We start from the raw sequence: 24303 nt of genomic DNA on the forward strand, positions 1-24303 counted from the left end.
ATAACTACACATGTAACTATGAACAATCTTAACAGCAAGTCTTATGTTTGTTTTAGGTATAAAACCTGACATTACTGACGTGTCTATAACACGTGTAATATGATATGCTTATACTTCGGGATGCTATTCCTTTCAAGACTCACTGATCTGAATTAGTTCAATTTGTATCCATCCTCTTCACATTGTTCAATAACACTGCGATACACACCACCTGCGACTCCAATCAATGCATCAACAGTTCCTTCACCACCATCAGCAATCGGTAAACAAAGGTATTGGGCATCAGGGAATACACTTTTAAATCCTTTAGTTATAGCATTTGCGGTACATTCTGCATTCATGCTTTCCTTGAAATAATCAGGGGATATGATAATTTTCGGTCGTGTATTCAATATAGAGATCATCACAATAGGTAATGCTCCCGTTCTATGAATGTGCCGATGATTTTGTCATGCATTTCAGGCGACTTCGAATAACCTAACGTCTTACGGTTAAGACGCTTTAAGCGATTTCTTAAATTCAAATTCTCTCTTTCTATTCGTTGGGTATAAAACTTACTTGCTACGTGTTTTTGTTTAGGCAATATCTCATAAGCACTGAACTTATCCGTGCACCAAAAGCCACATTAAACCGAGATAGTAAAGCCAGTAACTGGCGAAGGGTTCTCTTGTTTCGACGACCAAATGTATGAACAATAATCCGTTTTAGGCGAGGTTCCCAGGCATACCAAAGCCAGCGTTGTTGTTTCTTATTAGCCACGACTACTGTTCATCAACTTCGCAAAGGAGTTCAATCTGCAAATTATCAAGGGGTAAAGAAGTTACCTGCTTCGACGAGAGTTTTTTAAAGTACGAACAACCGTATTAATGCTGATATGAAGGGCCCTAGCAGTATCACAAATACCGGCATTATTCATCGTGAGGTCGATAATTTTATCTTTAGTTCCGGGTTGGCAAGCACGATATTTATAATCGAGTTGGAAGCTTCGGCAGCAGTCTTGACAGCGATAAAGTTGATGACCTGTACTCCCTAGGCCATGTTTTTGCACTGAGGGAGCTTGTTGACAAAATGGGCTCCCTACATTGATTTTAGCCATGAATATTCTCCGGTAAATGACCCTATATTACAGGTTAATCACCAGAGTGAATACATGACCATTTAAATAGCTTCCTCTAAGATGCCTTCTGGAACACAGACATTACCTTCAAATAATTTACGAGCAGTTCTGATCACGGCAGCCTGAGTATTTTCTATTCGATCCCCATCCTTTAATAAAGAAACAGTAATTTTCCCACTTGGATGTTCAATATTTACTATACTGTTTAGTCTATCTTGAGACTGACCACCTATGATTTTTTGAGCAATGGAGCCTGCAATTATTGTTGCTGTTGAAATACCTATAGAACCTGTAATTGCCAATGACTTATGGCAATTGTGTGGCATGAAATAGCGAACTTTAATCGACCCCCCCGCTGTTGGTTTGCTCAGAAGAACAGGCTTTGGAATGACTTTATCAGTTACATCGCCAAACCCCATTGCTACGCCAGCTTCTAGGCGGATCTTCTCAAGACGTTTCATAAACATCAAATCAGAATCCAGTTCAGTTGGAGATTCACTACCGGTCTTCCCCATTAGATGTGCATCGATTAAAATCATTGGCATTGCCATATCAATACATGTGACCTCAATATCATCAAATACATCTATTGCATTACCTGTGGGAAGTAATTTACCCGTTTTACAACCTGCGGAATTTAGGAACGTCAAACCAATTGGAGCAGCTGCCCCCGGCACACCATCAATTTGGGTATCCCCTTCATAAGTCACTTTGAAATCAGGGGTCTGAACTTCAACATTAACTAATGTTCCAGTATTGAGATTCCGAATACGCACTGTCGTAACTGGATTTTTCGGAGCAATTAGCCCCTTTTCAATAGCGAATGGACCAACTGCACATAACATATTTCCACAATTTGGAGTTGTATCGACCCTTCGTTCTTTCACCATAACCTGAGCAAAAAGATAATCAATATCAGCATCAGGGCTATCTGAAAGACTCACAATGGCTACTTTACTAGATTGCGGGCTACCTCCACCGATACCATCAATTTCAAGATCATGGCCTGAGCCCATCAAAGCTAGCAAAACGGCATCTCGTTCCTGAATATCATCTGGTAAATCAGTCGATAGAATAACTGGCCCTTTAGAAGTGCCACCGCGCATCAGAACACAGGGTATGCTGAACATACTTTTTCTCTTCCTACAGATTAAATGATACGCCAAGCGTCCCATATGCGGATAAATAACTCTAATGCAAAGAAACAAGAGATTAATGCATTTTACACATTAATAAGACTTCAGTTATTATGGTTTAATTTCTCTATAAGCCTGAGGGTTGAAAAATGCAGCAAGAATTACAGGGTATCCAATCTTTCGTAAAAGTTGCGGAAATGGGATGTTTTACAAAAGCATCTCATTTTTTACACATCTCTCAACCCGCCTTGACGAGACGAATAAAAAAACTTGAGGATAGTTTAGGTACAGCACTATTTGAACGCTCAACAAGACGAGTAAAATTGACTGCTGTAGGGAGAGATTTTCTATCTCATGCAAAAAATCTCATCGATTTTTATGAAAGCTCGATACTCAGTATTAAAGAAATGGCAACACATCAAACAGGGACAGTGACTTTATCTTGTTTACCTACAGCAGCTTTCTATTTTTTACCTTCCGTTATTCGTGATTATAACGAACATTACCCGAATATACGTATCCGAATACTTGAACATAGTGCTAGCGACTGCCTTGAGTCGGTACTTAATGGGGATGCAGATTTTGGAATAAATATGATTAACATCACACATTCTAATATAGAGTTCACACCTCTGGTTAATGAGCCTTTCGTTCTTGCCTGTAAACGCGACCATGAGCTTGCCAAAAAAAATCTCGTGATGTGGGAAGATCTTGCCGGACTCAAACTTATTGGAGTCCGAAAATCGAGTGGTAATCGATATCTAATTGATCAGGCTTTAGAAGGATTTAACTGGAAACCAAACTGGTTTTACGAAGTAAGACACCTATCCACATCACTCGGGATGGTTGAAGCAGGGCTTGGTGTTGCTGTTGTACCAAGTCTGGCAATGCCTACGGATGAGCACCATATACTGGTTAGTCGACCACTTATAGAGCCTGTGATCAGGAGAACACTTGGATTAGTGTTTAGAAAGGATGATACCTTAAGCCCTGCAGCCGATAAATTTCGTGAAGTATTGATGAAGCTTTGGTCTCAGGACAATACCAGCCCTTGGGTCAGTAGATTCAGCCGCTAGTTACACCGCCTATATGTCAGCTCTGTGCCAGAAACAGACGTTGCTTATATTTGCCTGTATTAATCAATGGAGAGTAATCCAATTCTCTATTATAGAGGTTGCATCCACTGTTTTCTCTAAGCAGACCAATAACCCTTAACGAAATTTTGGTGCCAGAAACTGACATTGATAGGGAGACTATGTTATATAGTATTGACTTGATAACTAAAAATATAAGCCTGATTATTTCAAGCTTATATTCATGATTTAATTTTCTAACTTAACTTGATTATAGAAGGTAAATTTCTTAATCATGAAGTATTAATAATAGTTTCGGCATCATTCAATAATGCCTGGCAGTGCATTAAATCCAGTTGGTCGAAAAAATGATAATCTTTGCTGATGAGAAACTAAATCTATCTTCACAATGTGATGATGGTTTTTTTTAATGTTTTTAGAGTATAATGAGTAAAAAAGATTTTCTGTGTTAATTTCCACAATGATTCCAGACATATCTAAGTCATAGCATTTTGCTAATGCTTTCAATTTTGGTGAGATTTTACTCTCTTTAAACTTTTCATTATAATCTGGCTGAAAATATCTTATCAAAGCAGCTTCGATCATATTAATAGATTGATTTTGGTTTGGGGGGTTTTTTAATGCCGACTTAAATCTCTTGTCATCGCTATCCGTATCATCAATTAATCCAGACATCCCATCTAGAGATGAGAATACTTGTTCGTGCTCAAAGGCATACATAAAAAGCATGATCTCTTGGTCTGGCTTGCTATAAAGTGTTTGCGCCAATATCTTTTGTAATTTTGAATGGTTTCTTAAACGTTCAACTGCATTCCTGCTACCATTTTTACCTACGGCTTGTCCGATATAAAGAACCTCATAGGAGGACAGATCTGAATAGCAACCTAATTTACTTGAATAGATGGTAGCAATGATAGATGCAGATATATAAGTTACCTCTTTCCCTTCATTGTTTATACTAATAACTTCTCTGAAAGGATAGTTACATATTACATCAATTGCATCGTCTTCTAATATCCAGTTGTATTCAAAATGGAACTTGCTTTCTTTACCATCTATTTTGTACCCTATCTCTCCTGAGAGGATATTTTTCTCATGCTTAATTGTATCATCAATAAAATAAAAGCTTGGGCGAGCGTATATAAAGTATATATGGCATTTTGAAAGTTGTTTTTCTTGAGCTAAATTAATTTTTGCATCAGACGTCAGTTGCTGAGCAGTAACCATTGCTGTAAAACTATTTAAGTATCCAAAAGCAAATTCGTGTATGAATTTTCTTTTCACTCGAAATATCCTGTTTAGAAATGAATAACATTATTTTTTATGATAATAATCTATTGAGCTCAGACTTACCATTTAAAAAAACTGACGTGCTCCCGTTGATTAACAACCTGTAAGGCTAGCAATTCTCCCATCGGCTTTGAGAACGACTGCGAACTTCCACTGTTCGCTCAAAGCAGCCCACCAAATCTTATTGCTCACTTCACTAATCAACCATGTTAGAATAGCAAACAACTTTTTAGCTCACATCTCAAAAACATCAAAATAAACTTTAGGCCCAACAATAGGCCCAAATTAAAAGTTGAATTGCACTTTGTTACTTAAAAATCAATGAAATAAAAGCTTAGCTCAGACTCCGCCAGCCCATTAAGAAACTTGAAAAATAGCTTGAAGGAACTCTGTTAAATATATCAGAGCCAATCATCATTAGACTTCAAATTATATAGAACTACTGTTCACAGTTACTAATCGAATAATATTTATCAAAAATAACAATATATTTTCGACTTCTCTTACTCAGTTGAGGGTTCCGATACTCTTGTTGTGGCAGCAAATAGAACATTAAAGGAACTTCATCTTCATCATCAACTTGGCAGTTATTATGAATAAAGACTCTAAAATAAGTGTTACCCGTATTTTTTAGCACACCTTCGCTAGCTCTTACATCATATTTAAAATCAATATTCTTCGGCCTAACCACAAAGTAGGTTTCTAAACTCATGGTTGGATAAAACAACGTCTGTTGTTTCTTAGAATCATCACTTTTCATTTCCAGTGGTGTTTCGCTAATAATAATTTTGTAATAGCGCTCTTGATTATCACTTTTTCCACGATAAAAAATTTTGAAGAACTCCCTCTCTCCCGGTAATAGAATTTTTTTTAATGGCGTAAAAATGATCTCACCTTCCGTGATAGGCTCACCGTTTTCTTTGCTTCCTGGCCTATCAATTTTATAAGCACTAAAGTTATATAGGTTTGTTTTTTTAGTATCGTTAATATAAGACTTTGAAAAAAATGTTTTATCCGCCTCCATTGAGGATATATCTGCATCAACATAGAGCGCATAAGCCTTACCATAAAAGAAAAACATCACTAAAAACAGTGAGATTTTAAGTAAAAAATATAATTTTCCATCTCTCATTTCATTATGCACTCTTATAAAAACATATATATCTATTGTATATCCGGACCAGTCCAAATTGCTTTTACAACAACAGATCCACTAGCAGATACCGTACCTAACCAATCAATACCATCAAGAGTAAACAACGAAGTTGAATCATTCATTGGGAAACGTAAATCGAGATTTGTTCGGTAAAAACGCCCTGAATCCTGATTAGGCCTATCCCAAGGAGTCTCTTCCCATAATGCGTTTTTTAACGATATTTCATTACTATCACAACTTGCTCGATAGGTGGCTTCTGTACCATTTCCATTTTTAAAAACCAGATAAGCAGAAAAAGGGACTTTAAGTTTGTCATCATCAGAAGAGAATAAACAATAACTTTGCCCTTTTATATTCACATTAGGTCCTTCTACCTTGGCTGTAATCGAATCCGCTTGTCGAGGCCCACTAGTTGTCACAATATAATTAAATTCGATTGGCTGTTCACTGCTTCCCACTTTCCCGGTTTTAGATTGAATTGGATTAAAATCCGCAGGAATTATACTAATTCCATAATCTCTCGGTTTTATTACCAGATAATTTGATGGCGTAAACTCATAAAACCCCGATTGAGGGAGTGGTGATTGAAATGCAAAGGTATACACACTATCTGCAAGAGTCACAGTTGAGTTTGGAGAAGCATCTACAATCGATTTCAAATAGGTACTTGATAGAAAAACCTCAATATCCGGTGATCCATTATTAAATATTTCTGACATATTTGTGGTTGATGACCAGTTAGTCCAGCGAGTGCTATTACTTCCTTTGTATTGAATTAATGCGGCTCTAGGAGACGCTGTCAAACCTAATTTTTGATGGTCAATATACATTCTAACCGTGAACGAGCCACTAATAGATGTCCCTTTCGTTTCTAGCTCTACTAATTTGCATATGACACCAGATACATTCCCTACAATGCCTATTGAGCAAAAATTAGAACCTAAACCAACCGTAGGATTACCATTACTATCAACAAAAACCTCCTGAAGCGCCCCTGTCCCTTTTAAGATAATATTTCCTTTCTTATTCGTTGGAATAAAATGTTGCTGAGTAGAAGTTCGACCTCCGCTTGTCATACATGTTGAAGAACTAAGATCGTAATCATCTCGACTAGTGCAGGTTCTTAAGTCAAATGTGTACTCTGTCCCTGGCGGTAGCTCTGCAAGCCAACGATAAAATGATTCAGAAAAAATAGGTCTTGAGTAACCAGACTCACCCGGAGTTCCCGTTTGCTGAATTTTATAAGCCCCATTATCACGTAATTGTTGTGCGGGCCAATAAGAAGTTGCTGGGCAATTTCGATTATTTGTCATACAGCGGTTACCCAGGAAAGGCTGATTGACTGGTGAATTCTCTAGCCAAATATCACCAATATTATAAGTTGAGCTAAAAGGCGATCCTGTATACCCCATATAGCCCAAACTTAACTGACTATTTCTCTGATATTTTGTAAAAATATTTGAGCCAGAAAAACGAGGGTCAACCCTATTAGCAACGATAAAAAATTCATTATCAATTTGATTTTCGACAATAACATATTCCTGCAATGCAGATGTCGCCGAAAATGAATTAGGTGTTAAAGTAGCGAATGAAAAAAATAATGCTAATACCAATAGTAATCGCATATTATATTAACCTTAAAATATTTATTTAGCGTTTCGCGAATGCTTCTTGAGGATCACAGGTAACATCACCTAACCATAATGCTCCACGAGCACCTTCTAAATTTAAATCAGCTTCACAGATCGTTTTTTCATCTTCCTGTAAAAGCGAAATAACGGGATAACGCACATCTACATCCATTGAAAACTCACCATTATGATCCGTTTTAGTTCGACCAATATGGTTACGTATTGAAGCGTATTTAATAAACTCACCTGCTGGTGATTTAAGGCGACCAAATACAGTCACCAACTGTCTCACTTCAGGTTGATAAATAGCTATATTACCGGGGTATAACGTCACTGACTTACTTCGCCCAGATACAATGTCAAAACTATCTTTTGATTTACCATCATTCATTAATTGAATGTCATAATCAGCGTATGGCGACAATGGAATAAACGTATTTTTTCCACTAATTGGATAATTTTGTCCATTAACTTGGGCCACCATACTGCCATCCCCTTGAATACTAGAATTGATAATAACCCCTGCTTTACCTTGTTGACCACTTGGCGTTATTTTTCCTCCACCATAAGCAACAGAACCTCGCGACGTCAAATTCCCATTTATTCGATCGCTGTCTGGTCGGTTTATCGTGACAGTACCTGAATTATATTTCATGTCATAGGATGCATAAGCTAATGTAGAAATATCAGACTCTCCGTTATTTTTATCACGAACTAATTTAGAAACAGATACTCCTGCATTCGTTATTACTGAATCTTCAAAACTCTTATTTGCATAAATATTAGCTTTTATATTCCCATTTGTTGATGAAATGCCGGTGCTTATCCATGTAGTTAATGGCAATGAGAAATCAAGATTAATATATTTTTCATTAGTACTATTTTGATTATCGTAATGATAGCGTTGAACCCCCGTTCTTAACCCTATGGTTCCATAACTACCTGAAAATAAAGTATTTGAATATTCATAATTTATCGAGTCACTCCCTACACGGCTATCCCTTGTGTTACTGATAGTAAAGCTACCTGTTCTATCAATAATTTTATCGAAATTAAATGTGCCCCCATAAGAATAACTATCAGCATCATAAAGTGGTAAATCACCTTTTATTATCGTTTTTTCTTTTGATGCCCAAATTGAACCATAGCCTTCTGGTATATTGACTGAAATAGTGCCAATATTTCGATGACTTCCATGATTTTCAATCATTCCTTGCCAAGATACAGAAACATATTCATTTACGGATAAATTAACACTTGTTTCATTCACCAAATACTTATCAAAACCATAGTTAGACATGGTTAAATTAAGTCCAGATAATACTGGAAATCCTTTTGCCAAAGAGCCACCTAATAAATAGCTTTTACTCGGTGTTTGGCTATGTGAATCCTCACCTCTAACATAATTTTTTTTATCAAAATCAACATACCCCCCGTAAATTTCCCAATTTATTTTATCGGAACCGGCTGTCATAGCGCCAAAAGACTTATTAATTGTTTGATTTTGTGTTGTAACAATTTTTCCATCAACAACAGTTTCAATCGTGACATCATAAATACCAAAAGGCAGTACGCTAGTATCAACTTCATAATTTCCCATAGGAAAATTTTGAATGTTTAATAACTTACCTTGGCGATAAATACGAACCTCTCCGGGACTATTTAAAAATGCATAAATAGGTGTCAGAGAATATTGTTTATTAACGACAACACTAGATGAGTTATTGCCAATAGAGGCTGCATAAATTTTACTGCTACTAAGGGTAGTTAAACTGGCGATTGACTGTAAATTCCACGTGCTCATTAACCCTATCGCAAAACGAAAACCATTAAAATCACGTTCATACATTGCACGGTAAAGATCAACACTGGAATTTGATTTCCCAATACTGTATGCCGATGCATTAATATTTAAATGATGCTCAGCAATAGCGAAAAGTGTATCCAAGTTGAAATAGCTACTGGATGAATTATTACTATTCTTAACTTGGCTTTGAAACACACCTAAATCATAATTTGTAACAGCAGAAATAGCATTAACCGAAGAGTCACCTAAGGCAAATTGCCTCATGCGTTTTTTCGGTGAAAAGGCTTGTTTATCTACATCTAAGGATAAATTAAATGATGATATATTTAATTTTAACGTGGCATTATTATCGATCACAATACCATTATTTTCGTTAAAAAATGTATCCTGCTGCTGTTCTATTTTTTCAATTAATACCTTATTTAATTGAGGGCCTTTATTACCATCAACAAGATGTATATTTGCAAGCTTAATTTTTCCTTGTTCGATAATAATAATGGCATCAGCAATTTTATTTTCACTTTGACTTTGTTGTGATTCATTGTCTAGTCGTAAGAATACAGGTATAGACATCCCCTCTTCTAATGCCACTACAAAAGCAGGAGGGATAACATATCCTCCAATTTTAATACTTTTTAATTCGTTAGCATTAATGGCATTCGAAAAAATAACACTCATTATTGATAGTGCAATAACATTCTTACGCATATTTAAAGTCCAGTCTTAATTATTTGACAACAATGAACTCCCCTTGATGCCATATACCAACGCTTGATTTTTTATTATTAAGGTCGACGAGCCTTAGTGTTACAGCTAAATTAGGCATAAGGTAATAACGCTCACGACAAATACCATCAATACCCTCTTTTTGTTTTTCGATTAAACAAGGTCCAGACGCTACTACACGGAAAGAGCTATTCCCCAAATTTGAAACAATAGAATTACTGTATTTATACTTGAACTTTTCTATTCTAGGTGCCACGACTAAAATAGTGCTAATTGTCGCAGATGTTGTAGCGGATGCAGATTTAGAACTTTGAGTAATTCCACTCTCACCAATAGGATCATCTTTCCAATTTAGTCGATAATATCGTTCATTATCATCCTTTGGACCTTGATAGATAATTTTAAAAACATCCTTAGCATTGCCTGGCAAAATTAAATTTGCTGGAGTAGATAATATTTCATTAGGATTATTAACTGAAATAATCTTTCCCCCCTCTAAAGGGGAATCAATTTTCTCAATACTAAGATTTACCAACCTTGCAGTATTAACCGTATTTTCAATTTCTTTTGCTAATGTCTCTTCATTTGACGATATAATCTCAGTAATATTACCAATATTGACTGCCAAGCTAGTTTTAATTGGTAATAAAAAAAATGAAATGGCAATAAATATTATTTTTTTCATAGTCATATAGTTCATAAATAGAATGACGATAAAGATATCATGTCCTTATATTATCTTTATCGTGAGATAAATATGTTACTTAGAAATCACAAAGGACTTATGGAACAACAGGAGCAAAAGTACCATCCCAAGTTGCAGTAAATTGTACTTTCACATCTCCGTCCCAAACACCATCTGTTAAGGAGTTAAAGTCAGTAGGAGAGCCTGCAGATTCGGCACTTGCAATATTAAAGGTAAACTCACCACGATCTGTTGCGCGGTCTGCACCGTTATATACACCATCAGCAGCTAAATTATCCAAACCTGAAGTTAGACCTTTTGAAGTATCAATTAATACAGTATCAGTCGCATTGTTTAGATTTTCGCCATTCCATTTAACGCCAACGGTTAATTTAGAATCATCTGTTGTTCTTGCTAATGTATTTGCAACAATTTTAGATGCTAATTTAAAATCAGTTGCACCAGCTAGCCCTTGAATAGCAATATCAAATGCACCATTTTGTTGATTAAAACTTTTTTGGCCTTCTGCATAATTAAAAGTAAGGCTTTTTAATGGCGTAACAACTAGCATGCTCGTAGTATCTTTAATTGCTGTCGCTTGCCATGTTGCAGTAGCTTGCGCGGTACGTGTCTCTGCATTGGCAATTGAAGTAAAAGAAGCAGCAATGATCGTAGACAACAACACCGAAGTCATTTTTTTATTTAACATATTATTCTCTCTATTAACATTCACTATACAAAAATAATTACATAATATAAAAAACACTTTTAGTTGTGTTTTTTATAAAAGATAATCACCATTAATAACTCTTAAAGCATAAGTTATTTGGCTTTTGTCTCTTTAATAAAATGATATTTAAATATAAATTAGATTATTTCTTAGCAAGGCTATCTATCAAATACTTACTTAACGAGTAATTATTTATCAACTCGTCCTTGTTTATTGATTTTTTTTCAATTTCAATTTCAGTTTCAATGACCTGAATTAGCTCCCCCCATGATTTATCTAAAAAAAACAATAATTGGCTTAACTGTTCTAAAGTTAAAGATGTTCTTCCAGTTTCATATCGAGATATTTGTTGCTGGCTGACATGCATTAATTTAGCTAATTGCTTACCAGTCATGTTTTTTTCTTTTCTTGCTTTCCGTAAGAATTTACCTGTATAAAAACTGATTGAGTTATATCCCATAAGCATATTTCCAATAATGGCTTAAATTTTCATTTCTTATTTACATGTCGTGATGTGTAGTAATGATATAGGGAGATAATAATAAGATTAAAATGTTTTTACCATTCAAAATGAGCACTTTGATAGATTTAAACTATTGATGATGAATTTTTAGTCGCTGGAATTTATTTCAGTCCGTAGAAATACGCAAGAGGAATAATCAATCTATTTGCAACCAGATGATAAATAAGTATATTTAAAAAATAATACCTTGCTTTATATATTTTAAATATTTTTTTAAAAAAAATTACTTTTCCCATGTTTATATTAAAAAACACACTTAACATCATTTATATTTTCAATTTGTTACACTTTCAAATATTTTGAATTATTTAAAATAAATTTTACTCATAATGTGTGTAATTAGTTTTTTATCTAATAATATACAATTGGGTAGTATTTAGTTTCATATCTTTAAGTTTAATTAGAATATTTAAAATACTAAGGCTTTTATTGAAGATGTTTAATTTTATTACCAAGGAGATTATAGTAAATATTATTACGTTGTGTAACTATTTCGTTATTCTATTAATAGATTGTTTAAGTAAATTGGCGAATACACAATAAAAATTAGCTAATTCGACTGATTGGTATTAAAGCTGGTGTCAAAATATCCAATTGAGCCTTGTTGAAGTGAGTGAATTTTAAACAATTAGGTCATGCTAAAAATTGAAATATGCTTTTGGAGGACTAGGTTGTGCAAGAAAGAATACGAATCAGGGGTATGTTTAAGCATGTGGATTAGCTAGATACTGTCATTGTTTTAGATCAATATAAATTAAACAGCACCCCAGAATAAGTTCTAAATTCAGAGGTGCTAATAAAAATTTAATCGCTATGCTGATACGTTATTAATGATAAAGCATCTCGTGTACGATATCTTTTTCGTTCATCGAATATGGATAATATGTCGGCCAGTTATCCAGTTGGACCAATAAAGCTTCATGTGATTCATTTCCCATATAAAGATGGAAGTGTGCAGCTTTTTCAGGGGAAATAATATGGTCACTGAACTGAATAAACTTGGGAGCATGGCTATTTTTATCTTTACACTCAAATAAATAACGCACCCCTTTTTTACCTGATGTATAAGTTAGAATCCGATAGCCTGAATAGGTATATTCACATTGTTCTACCTTATCTCCTCGGTGGAATTCAATGATATTATTTTCAATACCAATCATATCCACATCCGTTTTATATCCCTTAGTATAATAAGTACGATACTCTTCTACTGTCTTATCCTTATTTTTTTCAGCTTTCGCCTGCATTACTGGATCCAAAGTACCATTGGTGAGATAAGGTTCAACAGATTGCCAAACCCCATCCCAATCACTTAGTTTTCGGTCCTTAACATCCTTATCCTCAAAAATTCCGCTCGCAGCTTTACGTTGTGCTTCCGTTTGCTGCTTATCGTGATGATGTCCATGTGCAATTGCAGTGCCACTAAATAAACTAGTTAGTAACAGCAGTCGGAGAATATTTTTTGTAGTCATATATTCTCCTGTAATGATTTAATACACGGATTCGCTTTGCAAATCATGTCAGTACCAACATGATAGTGACAAATTTTACAACTCTGATCGCTCCATTGCATATATAGCTGCAAACTTAATACCAGCATTAGTTTTCCTCTCTTTTTTGCACAAAATGACCGAAGCGCTTATTAAAACGGGAAACATTGCCTTCCTGGATATTGATCCTCTGCTTTCCGGTATAGAACGGATGAGAGTGTGAAGACACATCAAGAGTGACATACGGGTAAGTTTGTCCTTCAAATTCAATAACTCTTTCTGTTTTTATTGTTGATCCAACTTTGAAATAAGCATCAACAGTAGTGTCATGGAAAATTACTGTTCGGTAATGTGGGTGAATATCAGATTTCATGATTATCTCCTGCTTAGATTGTTGTTACGTTATAACATAACAATAGTCTTTTTTAGCATGATTGACCACTCTTTTTTTAATCTTGTTTTATATTGGAAAATAAGCCGAAAGGCTTACGATAATAACTATATATACGAACCTAGATCTCAAATTCCATACTCATTAATCTATTTTGTCATTATCAACCAACGTTAAGATGTCTCTCTATATTAAAGCTTATGCATCAGAATTTATGGGGTAAGTCCACGAAGCGAGGCTTATAATGCAATTTTATGTCATTAGTAGATGAACTCATGGATTAAATACGGCTTGAGTATAGAGATGCCGCTAATCCATATATGAATAAGGTTGACTACTTTGCAGTTAGCCTATAACTATCTTCGATCAATGCTTTAAGCTCATTATCAGGGAAACCTTTCCCCAACTTTATAGTTACCCAATGCTCTTTATTCATATGGTATGCAGGATAAACATGTTCTTTTAATCGTAATGATCCTACTAACTCAGGCGGAACCTTGAGATCAATAATATCAACGATATCATCACTATCGCTCCCATTTAATTTTTTAGAAGGGATATCCATGATAATAGCAAACCACTTTGAATTATTTTTATGTCTGAAAACAATGTAGTTCGGATATTTAGCCCACGGATATTCAGCACTGGAGCCATAGTTACTCTGAATATAGTCTACAAGCTCATTTCTCTTCATTTCACTAATCTCATCAATTATTGTCAGTAATATTAGATTAAATGTAACATTAGGATTAGACAAGTGAACGCACATTGCGGAATAACCATAATTCACCGATAAACCCGACCGTAAGCTACAAAAATATCTCCGATAGTGAAATTCTTTGTGTTTAGCGTTAACTCAAGAGTGGCTAATAGCTCTTATGTAAATAAAATCGATATCTTTTGAATTCTTTAGTCGCTAGAAACGAAAAAACCCCGCCGATTGGCAGGGTTTTGAAATTTTGAGCATTATATTAAGCAGCTTGCATCGCCGACTTACAAAAAATACATTTAGCACCGGAAGGGTTACTTTTTGTTGCTTCAAAATGGTAGCGTCTATATTGTGACCCTTTACAACAAGGGCACCTCATAAAGATATCGCCCTTAAAGTGCCACCACGTTTGCGGCTGCTGGACCTTTTGCACCACTTTCTACCGAAAAGCTGACTTTTTGCCCTTCATGGAGCGTTTTGAAATCATCACTTTGGATTGCAGAAAAGTGAACAAACACATCTTTGCTTCCATCTGCAGGAGTAATAAAGCCGAAACCTTTATCATCGTTAAACCATTTTACTAAACCAGTCATTGTATTAGACATATTGAATTCCTTTAAATTTTAATTGTTGCCACACGGCATATAGGTTTGATGTTTCTTGATACTTATGGAACTAATTAGGAGGAATTCACTACGAATGGATATCTATGGGATAACGCTAAACGGGGAACTTTTCAAAACTTGCTTTCATAAATAGGTCTGTACTTCCAAACCGATGAGCATATTTACTCATATATCCTTACGCATAGCAATGTTTTTTTCATAAATATGATAATTATTTTAAAACTGAGATTCTAATCCTATGCCACAATTTCATGTTGTTTGCCCTGAAACCGCATACAAATCTTTGTGATAGCCACTCCATAAAATGATGTTATTTATTGAATGTTAAGTATTTTCAACAATATACTTTTTTGTTCCAAAAATGACGAATTATCAAATAACTGGAAGGAAATAATCATGAAATTATCTCTGCTAGGATGTTTGTTTGCTGCTTCATTTTCTTTACAAGCCTATGCTGCAACTGAGTTGCCAATCCGCCTTGTGATCCATGGAGGAGCAGGAACAATAACCAAAAATACCATTACGCCTCAGCAAGAAAAAGAGTATCAAGAAAAGCTCACCGAAGCTTTAGAGGCAGGTTATGCAGTATTAAATAAAGGTGGAACCAGCCTTGATGCAGTCCAAGCATCAATCAATGTTATGGAGGACTCCCCTTTATTTAATGCCGGTAAGGGTGCGGTATTTACCCATGATGGACGCAATGAAATGGATGCTTCCATCATGGATGGTAGCAACCGTAAAGCTGGTGCTGTTGCAGGTGTCACAAATATCAAAAATCCAATTAATGCGGCATATGCCGTCATGACAAAAAGCCCTCATGTGATGATGGTATCCAAGGGCGCCGAACAATTTGCGGCGGAACAAGGTATTGAAATTGTTGACCCATCCTATTTTCGAACTGATTTTCGTTGGGAACAACTCCAAAAAGCAAAAGCTAAAGAACAAGTTGTACTCGACCATGATGGAAAAAATGCCGCCCTTTTTGTTGACCCGATGATGTATGACTACAAATATGGCACAGTAGGCGCGGTAGCCCTCGATAAAAATGGCAACATCGCAGCAGGAACATCAACGGGTGGTATGACCAATAAACGCTTTGGTCGAGTGGGCGACTCTCCAATTATTGGGGCGGGTAACTATGCTGATAATAATAGCGTAGCAGTCTCTGCGACAGGATCTGGGGAAATGTTTATTCGTACAGCAACAGCTCACAATATCGCTGCTCAAGTTAAATATAACAAAACCCCCATTTCTGAAGCGGCACGTAACGCACTTGATGAAGTTAAGGAATTGAATGGTAGTGGTGGTGTCATTGTGCTTGATAAATCAGGGAATTATGCCATGGAGTTTAACTCTGAAGGTATGTACCGAGGCACTATTGGCAATGATGGGGTTCCCCATGTCTCTATTTACAAAGACTAATTAATCAGCCAACATTATTTATGATGGGTGGAAATATTCTGCCCATTTAATCTCATCCCAAAGCATATATATCTATCATACGTTGGTATTCGAGTTTCATTCCTCCTCTCTTTAATGTAGTTCTCTTGTTGATTGATTGTGAAAATTACTTGATATTGACAACATTTTTAAAGATAATAATTATCAATATCATTTTCATTATCAGTACAATTGCCGTGGTGAATAATATGACCAAGCCACTTTCTGAGACAATCACAGAAACAATACAACCGACAAAAGTCATCGATGTGATGATTAAAACAGACCTAATAGAAAGCCAGCAATTATTAGGGGCTTCAGGTAAAGTTGCCATTCAACATCGTGGTGAAATTTATCAATTACGTCAAACACGTACAGGCAAACTGATCCTAACAAAATAGTATTTAGTATCAATAAAAATCTATCTCGCAAGCCACCTAAGACTTATCAATCTAGGCAGCCAGCTTAACTTCATATATCAGGACACAGTTTTTATGGTGTTTTCAATGGATTTTGCTGCTGCAACTCTGGGTAACTTTCGGGCTAAAATTCAAGCCTCATCCGCAATTAAAGGGATTGAAACTCTTTCACTCCCTACCTGCAATCCACGACTTTTCTCGCCGCAACATTCCGACAAATACGCCATAACGGCCTGCTCATGAACTTAATTCCACCAATGCATTTCACAAAGCTTTAGGAGTATAACCTTTATGTCACAAGTGTTACGCATGTCTGTGCTGGCGAGCGCAATGTTACCGATTATGGCTGGGGCGCAAACTGAAAAAACTGAACCTAGCAATCGCCATGATGTAATGACTGTTTATGCAACAGGAACAGAACGCGATAGCTTCAATGCACCAATGATGGTTACCGTCATTAAAAATGACTCTCCAGAAACAAAAACCGCCAGTACTGCAAATGATATTTTGCGCAAAGTACCCGGTATTGCTATCACGGGAACTAGCCGTACCAATGGTCAAGACATCAATATGCGCGGTTTTGACCGCCGCGGAATTTTAACGCTAGTGGACGGAGTTCGCCAAGGTACGGATACAGGACATATCAACGGAACATTCCTTGATCCGGCTCTAATTAAACAAGTTGAAATCATTCGCGGACCATCAGCCTTACTCTACGGCAGCGGTGCTATGGGAGGGGTTATCGCATGGGAAACCGTTGATGCTAAAGACTTGTTAGAAGAAGGAAAAAACAGTGGATTCAGAGTATTTAGCCAAGCGGCTACAGGGGATCACAGCTTTGGCTTTGGAGGCTCGGCTTTCGGGAAAAGCGATGACCTTGATGGTGTATTCAGTTTTGTAACCAAAGAAGTTGGTGATATTCGTCAAGGCAATGGCGATAAAATGGATAACAAAGAAACTATCGCTAACATGCTGGGTAAAGGAACATGGCAACTGGATGATTCACAAAAACTTTCAGGGCAGATCCGTTACTACAATAATGACGCCTATGAGCCAAAAGATCCTCAACAATCTAACGTCAGTAATAGCAATTTAAAAGTAAATAGAACCACCCGCCAGCGGGATATTCAAGCCACTTACCAGCTCAATCCAAGTGATAACAATTGGTTGAATTTTAAAGCAACACCTTATTACTCTGATGTCAATATTACGTCAAAAGGAAAAGATTCAAACTACGAAGGTCGTACTCAAAAAACTTATGGGCTAAAATTGGATAACCGTTCTGAAATCTATGAACTTCCTCTCGCCGCACACAATTTTACCTATGGTACTGAAGCTTATCGTCAGAAACAAAATCCGTATGCAACAACCACCCAATTCCCTGAGGCCGATATCACATTTGCTTCAGGGTTTATTCAAGATGAAATTACCTTAAAAGATTTACCAGTTTCCTTTATTTTAGGAACACGCTACGACAATTACAAATCTTCAGCAAAAGGTAATAAAGACGTTAAAGAAGACCAATGGTCATCAAAAGCAGCTGTCAGCATTACACCAACAGACTGGTCAATGCTATTTGCGTCTTATTCAGAAGCATTTCGTGCACCAACTATGATGGAAATGTATAACGATTCCGTGCATTTCCAAGCTGGCCCTATTGTCAATCGCTGGCGTCCCAACCCTAATCTGAAACCCGAATCAACTAAAACCGCTGAATACGGTTTTGGCTTACGCTTTGATGATTTATTAATGGCTCATGATAATTTACGTTTTAAAGCCAGTTATTTCGACACTAAAGCCAAAGACTATATCAATACTTACGTTCATCCAGACCGTGTAAATTGGGATAATAACTACACTACCTCGATCAATACCAAACGCGCCAAAATTTGGGGATGGGATGCCTCAATGGATTACACCACGGATTACTTCGTTTGGAACCTCGCATACAACCATACCGAGGGAAAAAATGAATATAACGGAGAATCCATTACCTCAATAAAACCTGATTCTGTCACCAGTAATCTATCTGTTCCTGTTGCAGATAGCGGTTTTTCCGTTGGTTGGTTAGGCGAATTCACCAATCATACTGACTTCAATAAAGCGACCAAAATTGAACAACAAGCCGGCTACGCCGTTCATGACTTTTATGTCAGTTATCAAGGTAATGGACAGCTTAAAGGCTTAGATACCAGCGTCGTTTTAGGTAACGCATTTGACAAAGAGTATTACTCCTCTCAGGGGATACCCCAAGATGGGCGTAATGCTAAGCTACTTGTCAGCTTCCAATGGTAATTCACACACACAAAGGAGATACTTGTGAATTCAACAATTTTTGAACATTATCAACAAGCTAAGAAAGATAATAAAGCCAAATATGCGAGGGATCTTGCCGCTTACCTGAATATATCTGAAGGTGAGCTTCTACACGCTCGAGTTGGACATGATAAAGCTCAGCGCTTAAATGTCGATGCACCAACCTTACTTACTGCATTGGAAGCTGTTGGTCCAGTCAAAGCCATTACTCGTAATGAATATGTGGTTCACGAACAAGTAGGACGCTATGAAAATGCAAGATTTAGTCCTCATGGTGGTTTAATTCTTAATCCACGCGCGCTAGATTTACGCATGTTTTTTTCTCATTGGGATAGCATTTTTACACTCACCGAAGAGGCTAAAAATGGTGAGCGCCATAGCATTCAATTCTTTGATAAACACGGTGATGCGCTACATAAAGTATATACCACCGATGAAACTGATCTCGCTGCATGGAATGCACTTATTCAGCAATATATAACGGCTGAAAATCCAACCCTGTCTATTGAAAAAGCACAGCCTTATAACGCACAGCCAATCAGCGATGAGCTAAAGCAGCAACTAGAGCAAGAATGGCGCAATATGACGGATGTGCATCAGTTCTTTATTCTATTGAAAAAGAACAATTTAAGCCGTCAGCAAGTTTTTAGCGCCGTCAGTGATGATCTGGCTTGGAAAGTTCCCAATGATTCATTTAATCAGCTCGTAAATACTGCATTCGCAGATCAAAACGAAATCATGATTTTCGTGGGTAATCGTGGATGTGTGCAGATTTTTACTGGAAAAATTAAACGCTTAATGCCTTATCAATCTGAAGGTTCAGATATCAAATGGTTGAATATTTTCAATCCAGATTTCACCTTACATATGATTGAAAATGGTGTTGCTGAATGCTGGGTCACGCGTAAACCAACAGAAGATGGCTTTGTGACTAGCCTTGAAGTGTTTGATGAGCAAGGTAATCAAATTGCACAAATGTACGGACAACGTACTGAAGGTACCCCAGAGCAAGAACACTGGCGTCAACAAGTAATGTCGCTACCAAGAATCTAATCATCAGGTAATTGATCATGAAACAATGGCTTCTAATTTTGGGGGCGCTTATGGCGTCACTGACCGCTCAGGCCGCAGAACGTATTATCACCCTCGGCGGCGATGTTACTGAGATTGTATATAAACTTGGCGCACAGGATTCGCTTGTGGGTCGTGATAGTACCAGTTTACATCCTGTTCAAGCAACGCAACTTCCCGATGTTGGGTATATGCGTACCTTGAATGCTGAAGGGGTACTTTCTCTACGTCCAACATTGCTGTTGGCGAGTGAACTTTCTCAGCCATCAATTGCACTATCTCAGATTGAAAAAAGTGGTGTAAAAGTGGTGAAGATCACGGGGAAACCAGCATTAGAAGCCATTCCAGTGAAAATTATGACAATTGCAGATGCAGTAGGGAAATCAGGGCAAGGTCAACAACTGGTGGAGCAATTTAATCGCTCAGTTGCTGAAATTTCAACGACACCGATTAACAAAAAAGTCGTCTTTATTATGAGTCATGGTGGTGTACAACCAATGGCTGCAGGACAAAATACCGCTGCTGATAGCATGATAAAAGCGGTTGGCGCCCAAAATGCGATGGACAACTTCACTAGCTACCGCCCGCTTTCTCAAGAAGGATTGATTTCCTCTCAACCAGATTTGATTGTGCTCACTGAAGAAGGTGTTAAATCATTAAACGGTATTGAAAATGTTTGGAAATTACCGGGCCTAACCTTAACACCAGCAGGTAAAAATAAAGCGTTATTAGTAGTCGACGATGTAGGCATGCTTAGCTTTAGTTTAGGAACGCCACAGGTCATGCTACAACTTCGAGAGGCGCTGGAAAAAAGCCAATGAGTCGTTTTAAGCATCCTCTATCTGCCATTTTGATGCTATTAGTTCTGCTTGGGGGAGCCACTTTGATTGCCTCCAATGCAGGCGCTATCAATCTGTCATTAAAAACACTCTGGTTTAGCCCAATGAGTGACCCAGACTGGCAAATTTGGGTTACTATTCGCCTACCCCGCATTTTATTAGCAATATTGGTAGGTTTGGCACTAGCGGTTGCAGGAGCCATTATGCAAGGGTTATTTCGTAACCCTCTTGCCGACCCGAGCTTATTGGGGATCAGCAGTGGCGCAGCATTATGTGTAGCAGCATTTATTGTTTTGTCGTTTTCCTTACCGACGATCCTTCAAAGCTATGGTCATTTAGCTGCCGCTTTTATCGGCAGTTTAACGGTTTCCCTGATTATTTTTAGTCTGAATCGTATTTCCAATGGAAATTTAGCACGATTATTATTAGCTGGAATTGCCATCAATGCGCTATGCATGTCATTAATTGGCGTTTTAAGTTACGTCAGTAACGATCAACAATTACGTACGTTTAGCCTGTGGATGATGGGCTCACTGGGTAATGTCGATTGGACTTCATTAACGATTGCAGCCAGCATTATTTTACCTACCTGCTTTGTGTGTTTATGGCAAGGTAATGCTTTAAATATTCTCCAGCTAGGCGATGAAGATGCCCATTATCTTGGATTGAATGTCGAGCGTAGCAAATTTATTCTTCTGTTTCTTAGCGCTTTATTAATCGGCTGTGCAGTAGCGATGAGCGGCGTGATCGGCTTTGTTGGCTTGGTCGTTCCTCACTTAATTCGAATGACCTTAGGACCCGACCATCGTTGGTTAATTCCAGGCTCAGCCATTGTTGGAGCCACGTTACTGCTAATCGCTGATACCCTAGCTCGCACCCTCGTTGTGCCAGCCGAAATTCCCGTTGGATTATTGACGGGGTTAATTGGCGGTCCCTATTTTCTATGGTTGATACTGCGCCAGCCCGCTGGGAGATTCTAACTTAATGATACCCTTACTTGACGCTCGTAACCTCAGTTATCATATTAATAATAAGGTCTTGATTGATGACATTAGCTTGTCCATTCAACAACATCAGATGGTCGTTATTATTGGGCCAAATGGGGCTGGTAAATCGAGTCTATTAAAATTGCTAACTGGCTATGCTTTACCGACTAATGGAGAATGCCAGATTGAAGGTCTCTCATTGTCTCAATGGGGGCATCAGCAATTAGCAAAAAAACGTGCAGTAATGAAGCAACACACCCATCTACAATTTGCGTTCAGTGTTGAAGATATTGTCGCTATGGGACGCACACCTTATGGTTCGGAACATAAACAACAAGCCATTGAAATCGCCCTAGAACAAACTAGCTGCACTCAATTACGTCATCAAGACTACCGGCAATTGTCTGGGGGGGAACAACAGCGTGTTCAGCTTGCGCGTGTATTAGCTCAACTCTGGCAACCAGAGCCTACCCCCGCATGTTTATTTCTAGATGAACCCACCTCAGCTCTCGACCTCTACCATCAACAACACAGTTTACGTCTTTTACATCAACTAACCCGAGAACGCCCACTGGGTGTCTGCTGCGTATTGCACGACCTAAATCTAACCGCGTTATATGCCGATAAAGTATATTTGATTCATCAAGGTAAATTGGTTGTATCGGGAACACCGCAGGAAGTGCTAACTAATGACAATTTAACTCGCTGGTATCAAGCCGATTTAGGCGTTCAGCAACATCCAGAAACCGCCGTGCCTTATGTTTACTTACGCCATTAAACAAAATAAGCCATCGTATTCTACTGATGGCTCAATTATTACATCAAATAAGAAACATTTCACTTAAGGTTGAATGTTTTGTGAAAGTTTTATCGATTAAATTAAATACATTCTGTATATGTTTTATTTACATTCCAAATTTTTCATAAATAATCACTAACTAAATTATCTATTTAATAGGTAAAGTGCGCCTTTAAATATAATCAATTGATTAAATCATAGTGACTTGAGCTTATTTAAGTTGAATTTATTAAGGTTTTCTTAATTTCCACCTGATTATTAACGTCGTTTTTATCAGCTATTTAATTACCATTTAAATAACGAAAAATATAATTCAAAAACAATAATACAAATAATCTTATTTTATTAAGAATGGTTGCCCGTTTATGAAAAAAACAGAATATTTTCTAAAAAAACTACGCACATTGATCATCAGTGACAAAAGCTATTTGGCCAATAAGTTCATGAAAAAACTAGGATATTACCCGAACTTTGATGCACCAAAAAGCTTTAATGAAAAAATTAATTTTCGCATGATCCATGATAAAAATCCGTTATATAGCCAGTTGGCTGATAAACTAGCGGTACGTGAATATGTTAGCCAAAAGATAGGGAGTGAACATATCGTTCCTATTTTGGCATCATATAATCATGTGAATGAAATCAAAATCGAACAGTTGCCGTCACGCTTTGTTCTTAAATGTACCCATGATAGTGGTAGCAGTATTATCTGTACGGATAAATCGCAATTTAATTTACAAGAAGCAAAGCAAAAATTGTCGTTCCATTTAATGAAGAATCTCTATTACATTACTCGTGAACGTCATTATAAAAATATTCCAGCACGTATTATTTGCGAAGAATATATCGATATCTTTGAGCAAAGAAACAGAAAACTGATTCCAGAAACGTGTCGAATACATTGTTTTTCAGGGAAGCCTATGTATGCCGAAATAGATTATACCGACGAATCTGGTACTGAGTTTATTAATATCTATGATACTGACTGGCAACTACAGCCAGTGAACTTCGGGTACCCTAACATGCTAGAGCCAGTAACTGAACCATCTCAGTTTAAAGAAATGCTCCGGTTAGCTCAAATTTTGGTCACGCCTTTTGATTATTGTAGAGCAGATTTTTTACTTGCTGAAAATAAAATTTATTTCAGTGAATTAACCTTCGCTCCAAATGCGGGACGCACAGTCATAAGCCCACTATCTTGGGACTTCAAACTTGGTGAGCTATGGGAACAAAAAGTTAGCATGCAACGTATTCAACAGTTAGCTAAAGCTGAATTGGCTATTGCAACTATCAACAAGAAAAAGTAATAAAAAACGCGCTAC

The 24303-nt window shown here is 37.1% G+C and carries 23 protein-coding genes and 2 pseudogenes; 9 read left to right on the forward strand and 16 right to left on the reverse strand.

The genetic code is table 11. The annotated features are described in order from the left end of the window. Nucleotides 1-152: 152 nt before the first annotated feature. The 4 genes and pseudogenes from PROVRUST_RS11085 to PROVRUST_RS11095 all read right to left on the reverse strand — a co-directional run bounded on the left by PROVRUST_RS11085 (nt 153) and on the right by PROVRUST_RS11095 (nt 2247). The gene (locus tag PROVRUST_RS11085) at nt 153-404 is read right to left on the reverse strand and encodes a glycerate kinase (protein ID WP_006814905.1); all 252 of its coding nucleotides are present in this window, start codon (nt 402-404) and stop codon (nt 153-155) included. Further along, nucleotides 404-759, reverse strand: a pseudogene (locus tag PROVRUST_RS20705) (IS1 family transposase). The gene PROVRUST_RS11085 and the pseudogene PROVRUST_RS20705 overlap by 1 nt, the downstream one beginning before the upstream one ends. 61 nt (nt 760-820) lie before the next feature. Further along, nucleotides 821-1096 (reverse strand): IS1-like element transposase, encoded by a 276-nt coding sequence (locus PROVRUST_RS20710; RefSeq protein ID WP_039855108.1) that lies wholly within the window; start codon nt 1094-1096, stop codon nt 821-823. A gap of 62 nt (nt 1097-1158) precedes the next feature. Beyond that, nucleotides 1159-2247 carry a 4-oxalomesaconate tautomerase gene (locus PROVRUST_RS11095; RefSeq protein ID WP_039855109.1) on the reverse strand — a complete coding sequence of 363 codons (1089 nt, stop codon included), beginning with the start codon at nt 2245-2247 and terminating at the stop codon, nt 1159-1161. A gap of 155 nt (nt 2248-2402) precedes the next feature. Between PROVRUST_RS11095 and PROVRUST_RS11100 the strand changes: the two genes are divergently transcribed. Next, nucleotides 2403-3329: a LysR family transcriptional regulator gene (locus PROVRUST_RS11100; RefSeq protein ID WP_006814907.1), complete on the forward strand. Its 927-nt coding sequence runs from the start codon at nt 2403-2405 to the stop codon at nt 3327-3329. 318 nt (nt 3330-3647) lie between these two features. Here PROVRUST_RS11100 and PROVRUST_RS11105 read toward each other — a convergent pair whose 3' ends face one another. The 12 genes and pseudogenes from PROVRUST_RS11105 to cspE form a co-directional block, all read right to left on the reverse strand. Further along, complete coding sequence (locus tag PROVRUST_RS11105; RefSeq protein ID WP_006814908.1) at nt 3648-4631, reverse strand: hypothetical protein; 984 nt, start codon at nt 4629-4631, stop codon at nt 3648-3650. Nucleotides 4632-5076: 445 nt separating this feature from the next. Continuing rightward, on the reverse strand, nt 5077-5769 hold the full coding sequence (locus tag PROVRUST_RS11110) for a hypothetical protein (protein WP_006814909.1): 693 nt from the start codon (nt 5767-5769) through the stop codon (nt 5077-5079). A 32-nt stretch (nt 5770-5801) separates the two neighbouring features. Beyond that, nucleotides 5802-7418, reverse strand: a complete 1617-nt coding sequence (locus PROVRUST_RS11115) for a hypothetical protein (RefSeq protein ID WP_006814910.1) — start codon at nt 7416-7418, stop codon at nt 5802-5804. Nucleotides 7419-7443: 25 nt separating this feature from the next. After that, nucleotides 7444-9939 (reverse strand): TcfC E-set like domain-containing protein, encoded by a 2496-nt coding sequence (locus PROVRUST_RS11120; protein WP_006814911.1) that lies wholly within the window; start codon nt 9937-9939, stop codon nt 7444-7446. 19 nt (nt 9940-9958) lie between these two features. Next, the gene (locus tag PROVRUST_RS11125) at nt 9959-10642 is read right to left on the reverse strand and encodes an EcpB family pilus assembly chaperone (protein WP_039855417.1); all 684 of its coding nucleotides are present in this window, start codon (nt 10640-10642) and stop codon (nt 9959-9961) included. A 97-nt stretch (nt 10643-10739) separates the two neighbouring features. After that, nucleotides 10740-11351: a common pilus major fimbrillin subunit EcpA gene (gene ecpA / locus PROVRUST_RS11130; protein ID WP_006814913.1), complete on the reverse strand. Its 612-nt coding sequence runs from the start codon at nt 11349-11351 to the stop codon at nt 10740-10742. A 163-nt stretch (nt 11352-11514) separates the two neighbouring features. Beyond that, nucleotides 11515-11832: a helix-turn-helix domain-containing protein gene (locus PROVRUST_RS11135; RefSeq protein WP_039855110.1), complete on the reverse strand. Its 318-nt coding sequence runs from the start codon at nt 11830-11832 to the stop codon at nt 11515-11517. Between the two features lie 890 nt (nt 11833-12722). Then, complete coding sequence (gene zinT, locus PROVRUST_RS11140; protein WP_006814916.1) at nt 12723-13367, reverse strand: metal-binding protein ZinT; 645 nt, start codon at nt 13365-13367, stop codon at nt 12723-12725. A 127-nt stretch (nt 13368-13494) separates the two neighbouring features. Then, nucleotides 13495-13758 (reverse strand): type B 50S ribosomal protein L31, encoded by a 264-nt coding sequence (locus PROVRUST_RS11145; RefSeq protein ID WP_006814917.1) that lies wholly within the window; start codon nt 13756-13758, stop codon nt 13495-13497. 352 nt (nt 13759-14110) lie between these two features. Continuing rightward, nucleotides 14111-14566 (reverse strand): MmcQ/YjbR family DNA-binding protein, encoded by a 456-nt coding sequence (locus PROVRUST_RS11150; protein WP_244915318.1) that lies wholly within the window; start codon nt 14564-14566, stop codon nt 14111-14113. Between the two features lie 193 nt (nt 14567-14759). After that, nucleotides 14760-14864, reverse strand: a pseudogene (gene ymcF / locus PROVRUST_RS20190) (cold shock small protein YmcF); the annotation flags it as partial. A gap of 13 nt (nt 14865-14877) precedes the next feature. Continuing rightward, complete coding sequence (cspE, locus tag PROVRUST_RS11155) at nt 14878-15090, reverse strand: transcription antiterminator/RNA stability regulator CspE (RefSeq protein ID WP_006814919.1); 213 nt, start codon at nt 15088-15090, stop codon at nt 14878-14880. Nucleotides 15091-15507: 417 nt separating this feature from the next. Here cspE and PROVRUST_RS11160 point away from each other — a divergent pair, with 417 nt between their 5' ends. The 8 genes from PROVRUST_RS11160 (at nt 15508) to PROVRUST_RS11195 (ending at nt 24288) form a co-directional block, all read left to right on the forward strand. Then, nucleotides 15508-16533, forward strand: a complete 1026-nt coding sequence (locus PROVRUST_RS11160) for an isoaspartyl peptidase/L-asparaginase family protein (RefSeq protein ID WP_039855112.1) — start codon at nt 15508-15510, stop codon at nt 16531-16533. A gap of 227 nt (nt 16534-16760) precedes the next feature. Next, a complete protein-coding gene (hemP, locus tag PROVRUST_RS11165) occupies nt 16761-16952 on the forward strand; it encodes a hemin uptake protein HemP (protein ID WP_084789705.1) in 192 nt (63 codons plus the stop codon). A 309-nt stretch (nt 16953-17261) separates the two neighbouring features. Beyond that, nucleotides 17262-19265, forward strand: coding sequence for a TonB-dependent hemoglobin/transferrin/lactoferrin family receptor (locus PROVRUST_RS11170; protein ID WP_039855114.1), 2004 nt, complete (start codon nt 17262-17264; stop codon nt 19263-19265). A gap of 24 nt (nt 19266-19289) precedes the next feature. Continuing rightward, on the forward strand, nt 19290-20339 hold the full coding sequence (locus PROVRUST_RS11175) for a hemin-degrading factor (RefSeq protein ID WP_006814924.1): 1050 nt from the start codon (nt 19290-19292) through the stop codon (nt 20337-20339). Nucleotides 20340-20356: 17 nt separating this feature from the next. Continuing rightward, on the forward strand, nt 20357-21178 hold the full coding sequence (locus tag PROVRUST_RS11180) for a heme/hemin ABC transporter substrate-binding protein (RefSeq protein WP_006814925.1): 822 nt from the start codon (nt 20357-20359) through the stop codon (nt 21176-21178). After that, nucleotides 21175-22176 carry a FecCD family ABC transporter permease gene (locus PROVRUST_RS11185; protein ID WP_006814926.1) on the forward strand — a complete coding sequence of 334 codons (1002 nt, stop codon included), beginning with the start codon at nt 21175-21177 and terminating at the stop codon, nt 22174-22176. The genes PROVRUST_RS11180 and PROVRUST_RS11185 overlap by 4 nt, the downstream gene beginning before the upstream one ends. A gap of 4 nt (nt 22177-22180) precedes the next feature. Further along, entirely contained in the window at nt 22181-22960 is a 780-nt protein-coding gene (locus PROVRUST_RS11190; protein ID WP_006814927.1) for a heme ABC transporter ATP-binding protein, read from the forward strand. Nucleotides 22961-23346: 386 nt separating this feature from the next. Beyond that, nucleotides 23347-24288, forward strand: coding sequence for an ATP-grasp fold amidoligase family protein (locus PROVRUST_RS11195; protein ID WP_006814928.1), 942 nt, complete (start codon nt 23347-23349; stop codon nt 24286-24288). Nucleotides 24289-24303 lie beyond the last annotated feature (15 nt).

Origin of the sequence: Providencia rustigianii DSM 4541 (assembly GCF_000156395.1) — a bacterium.
GTDB lineage: Bacteria > Pseudomonadota > Gammaproteobacteria > Enterobacterales > Enterobacteriaceae > Providencia > Providencia rustigianii.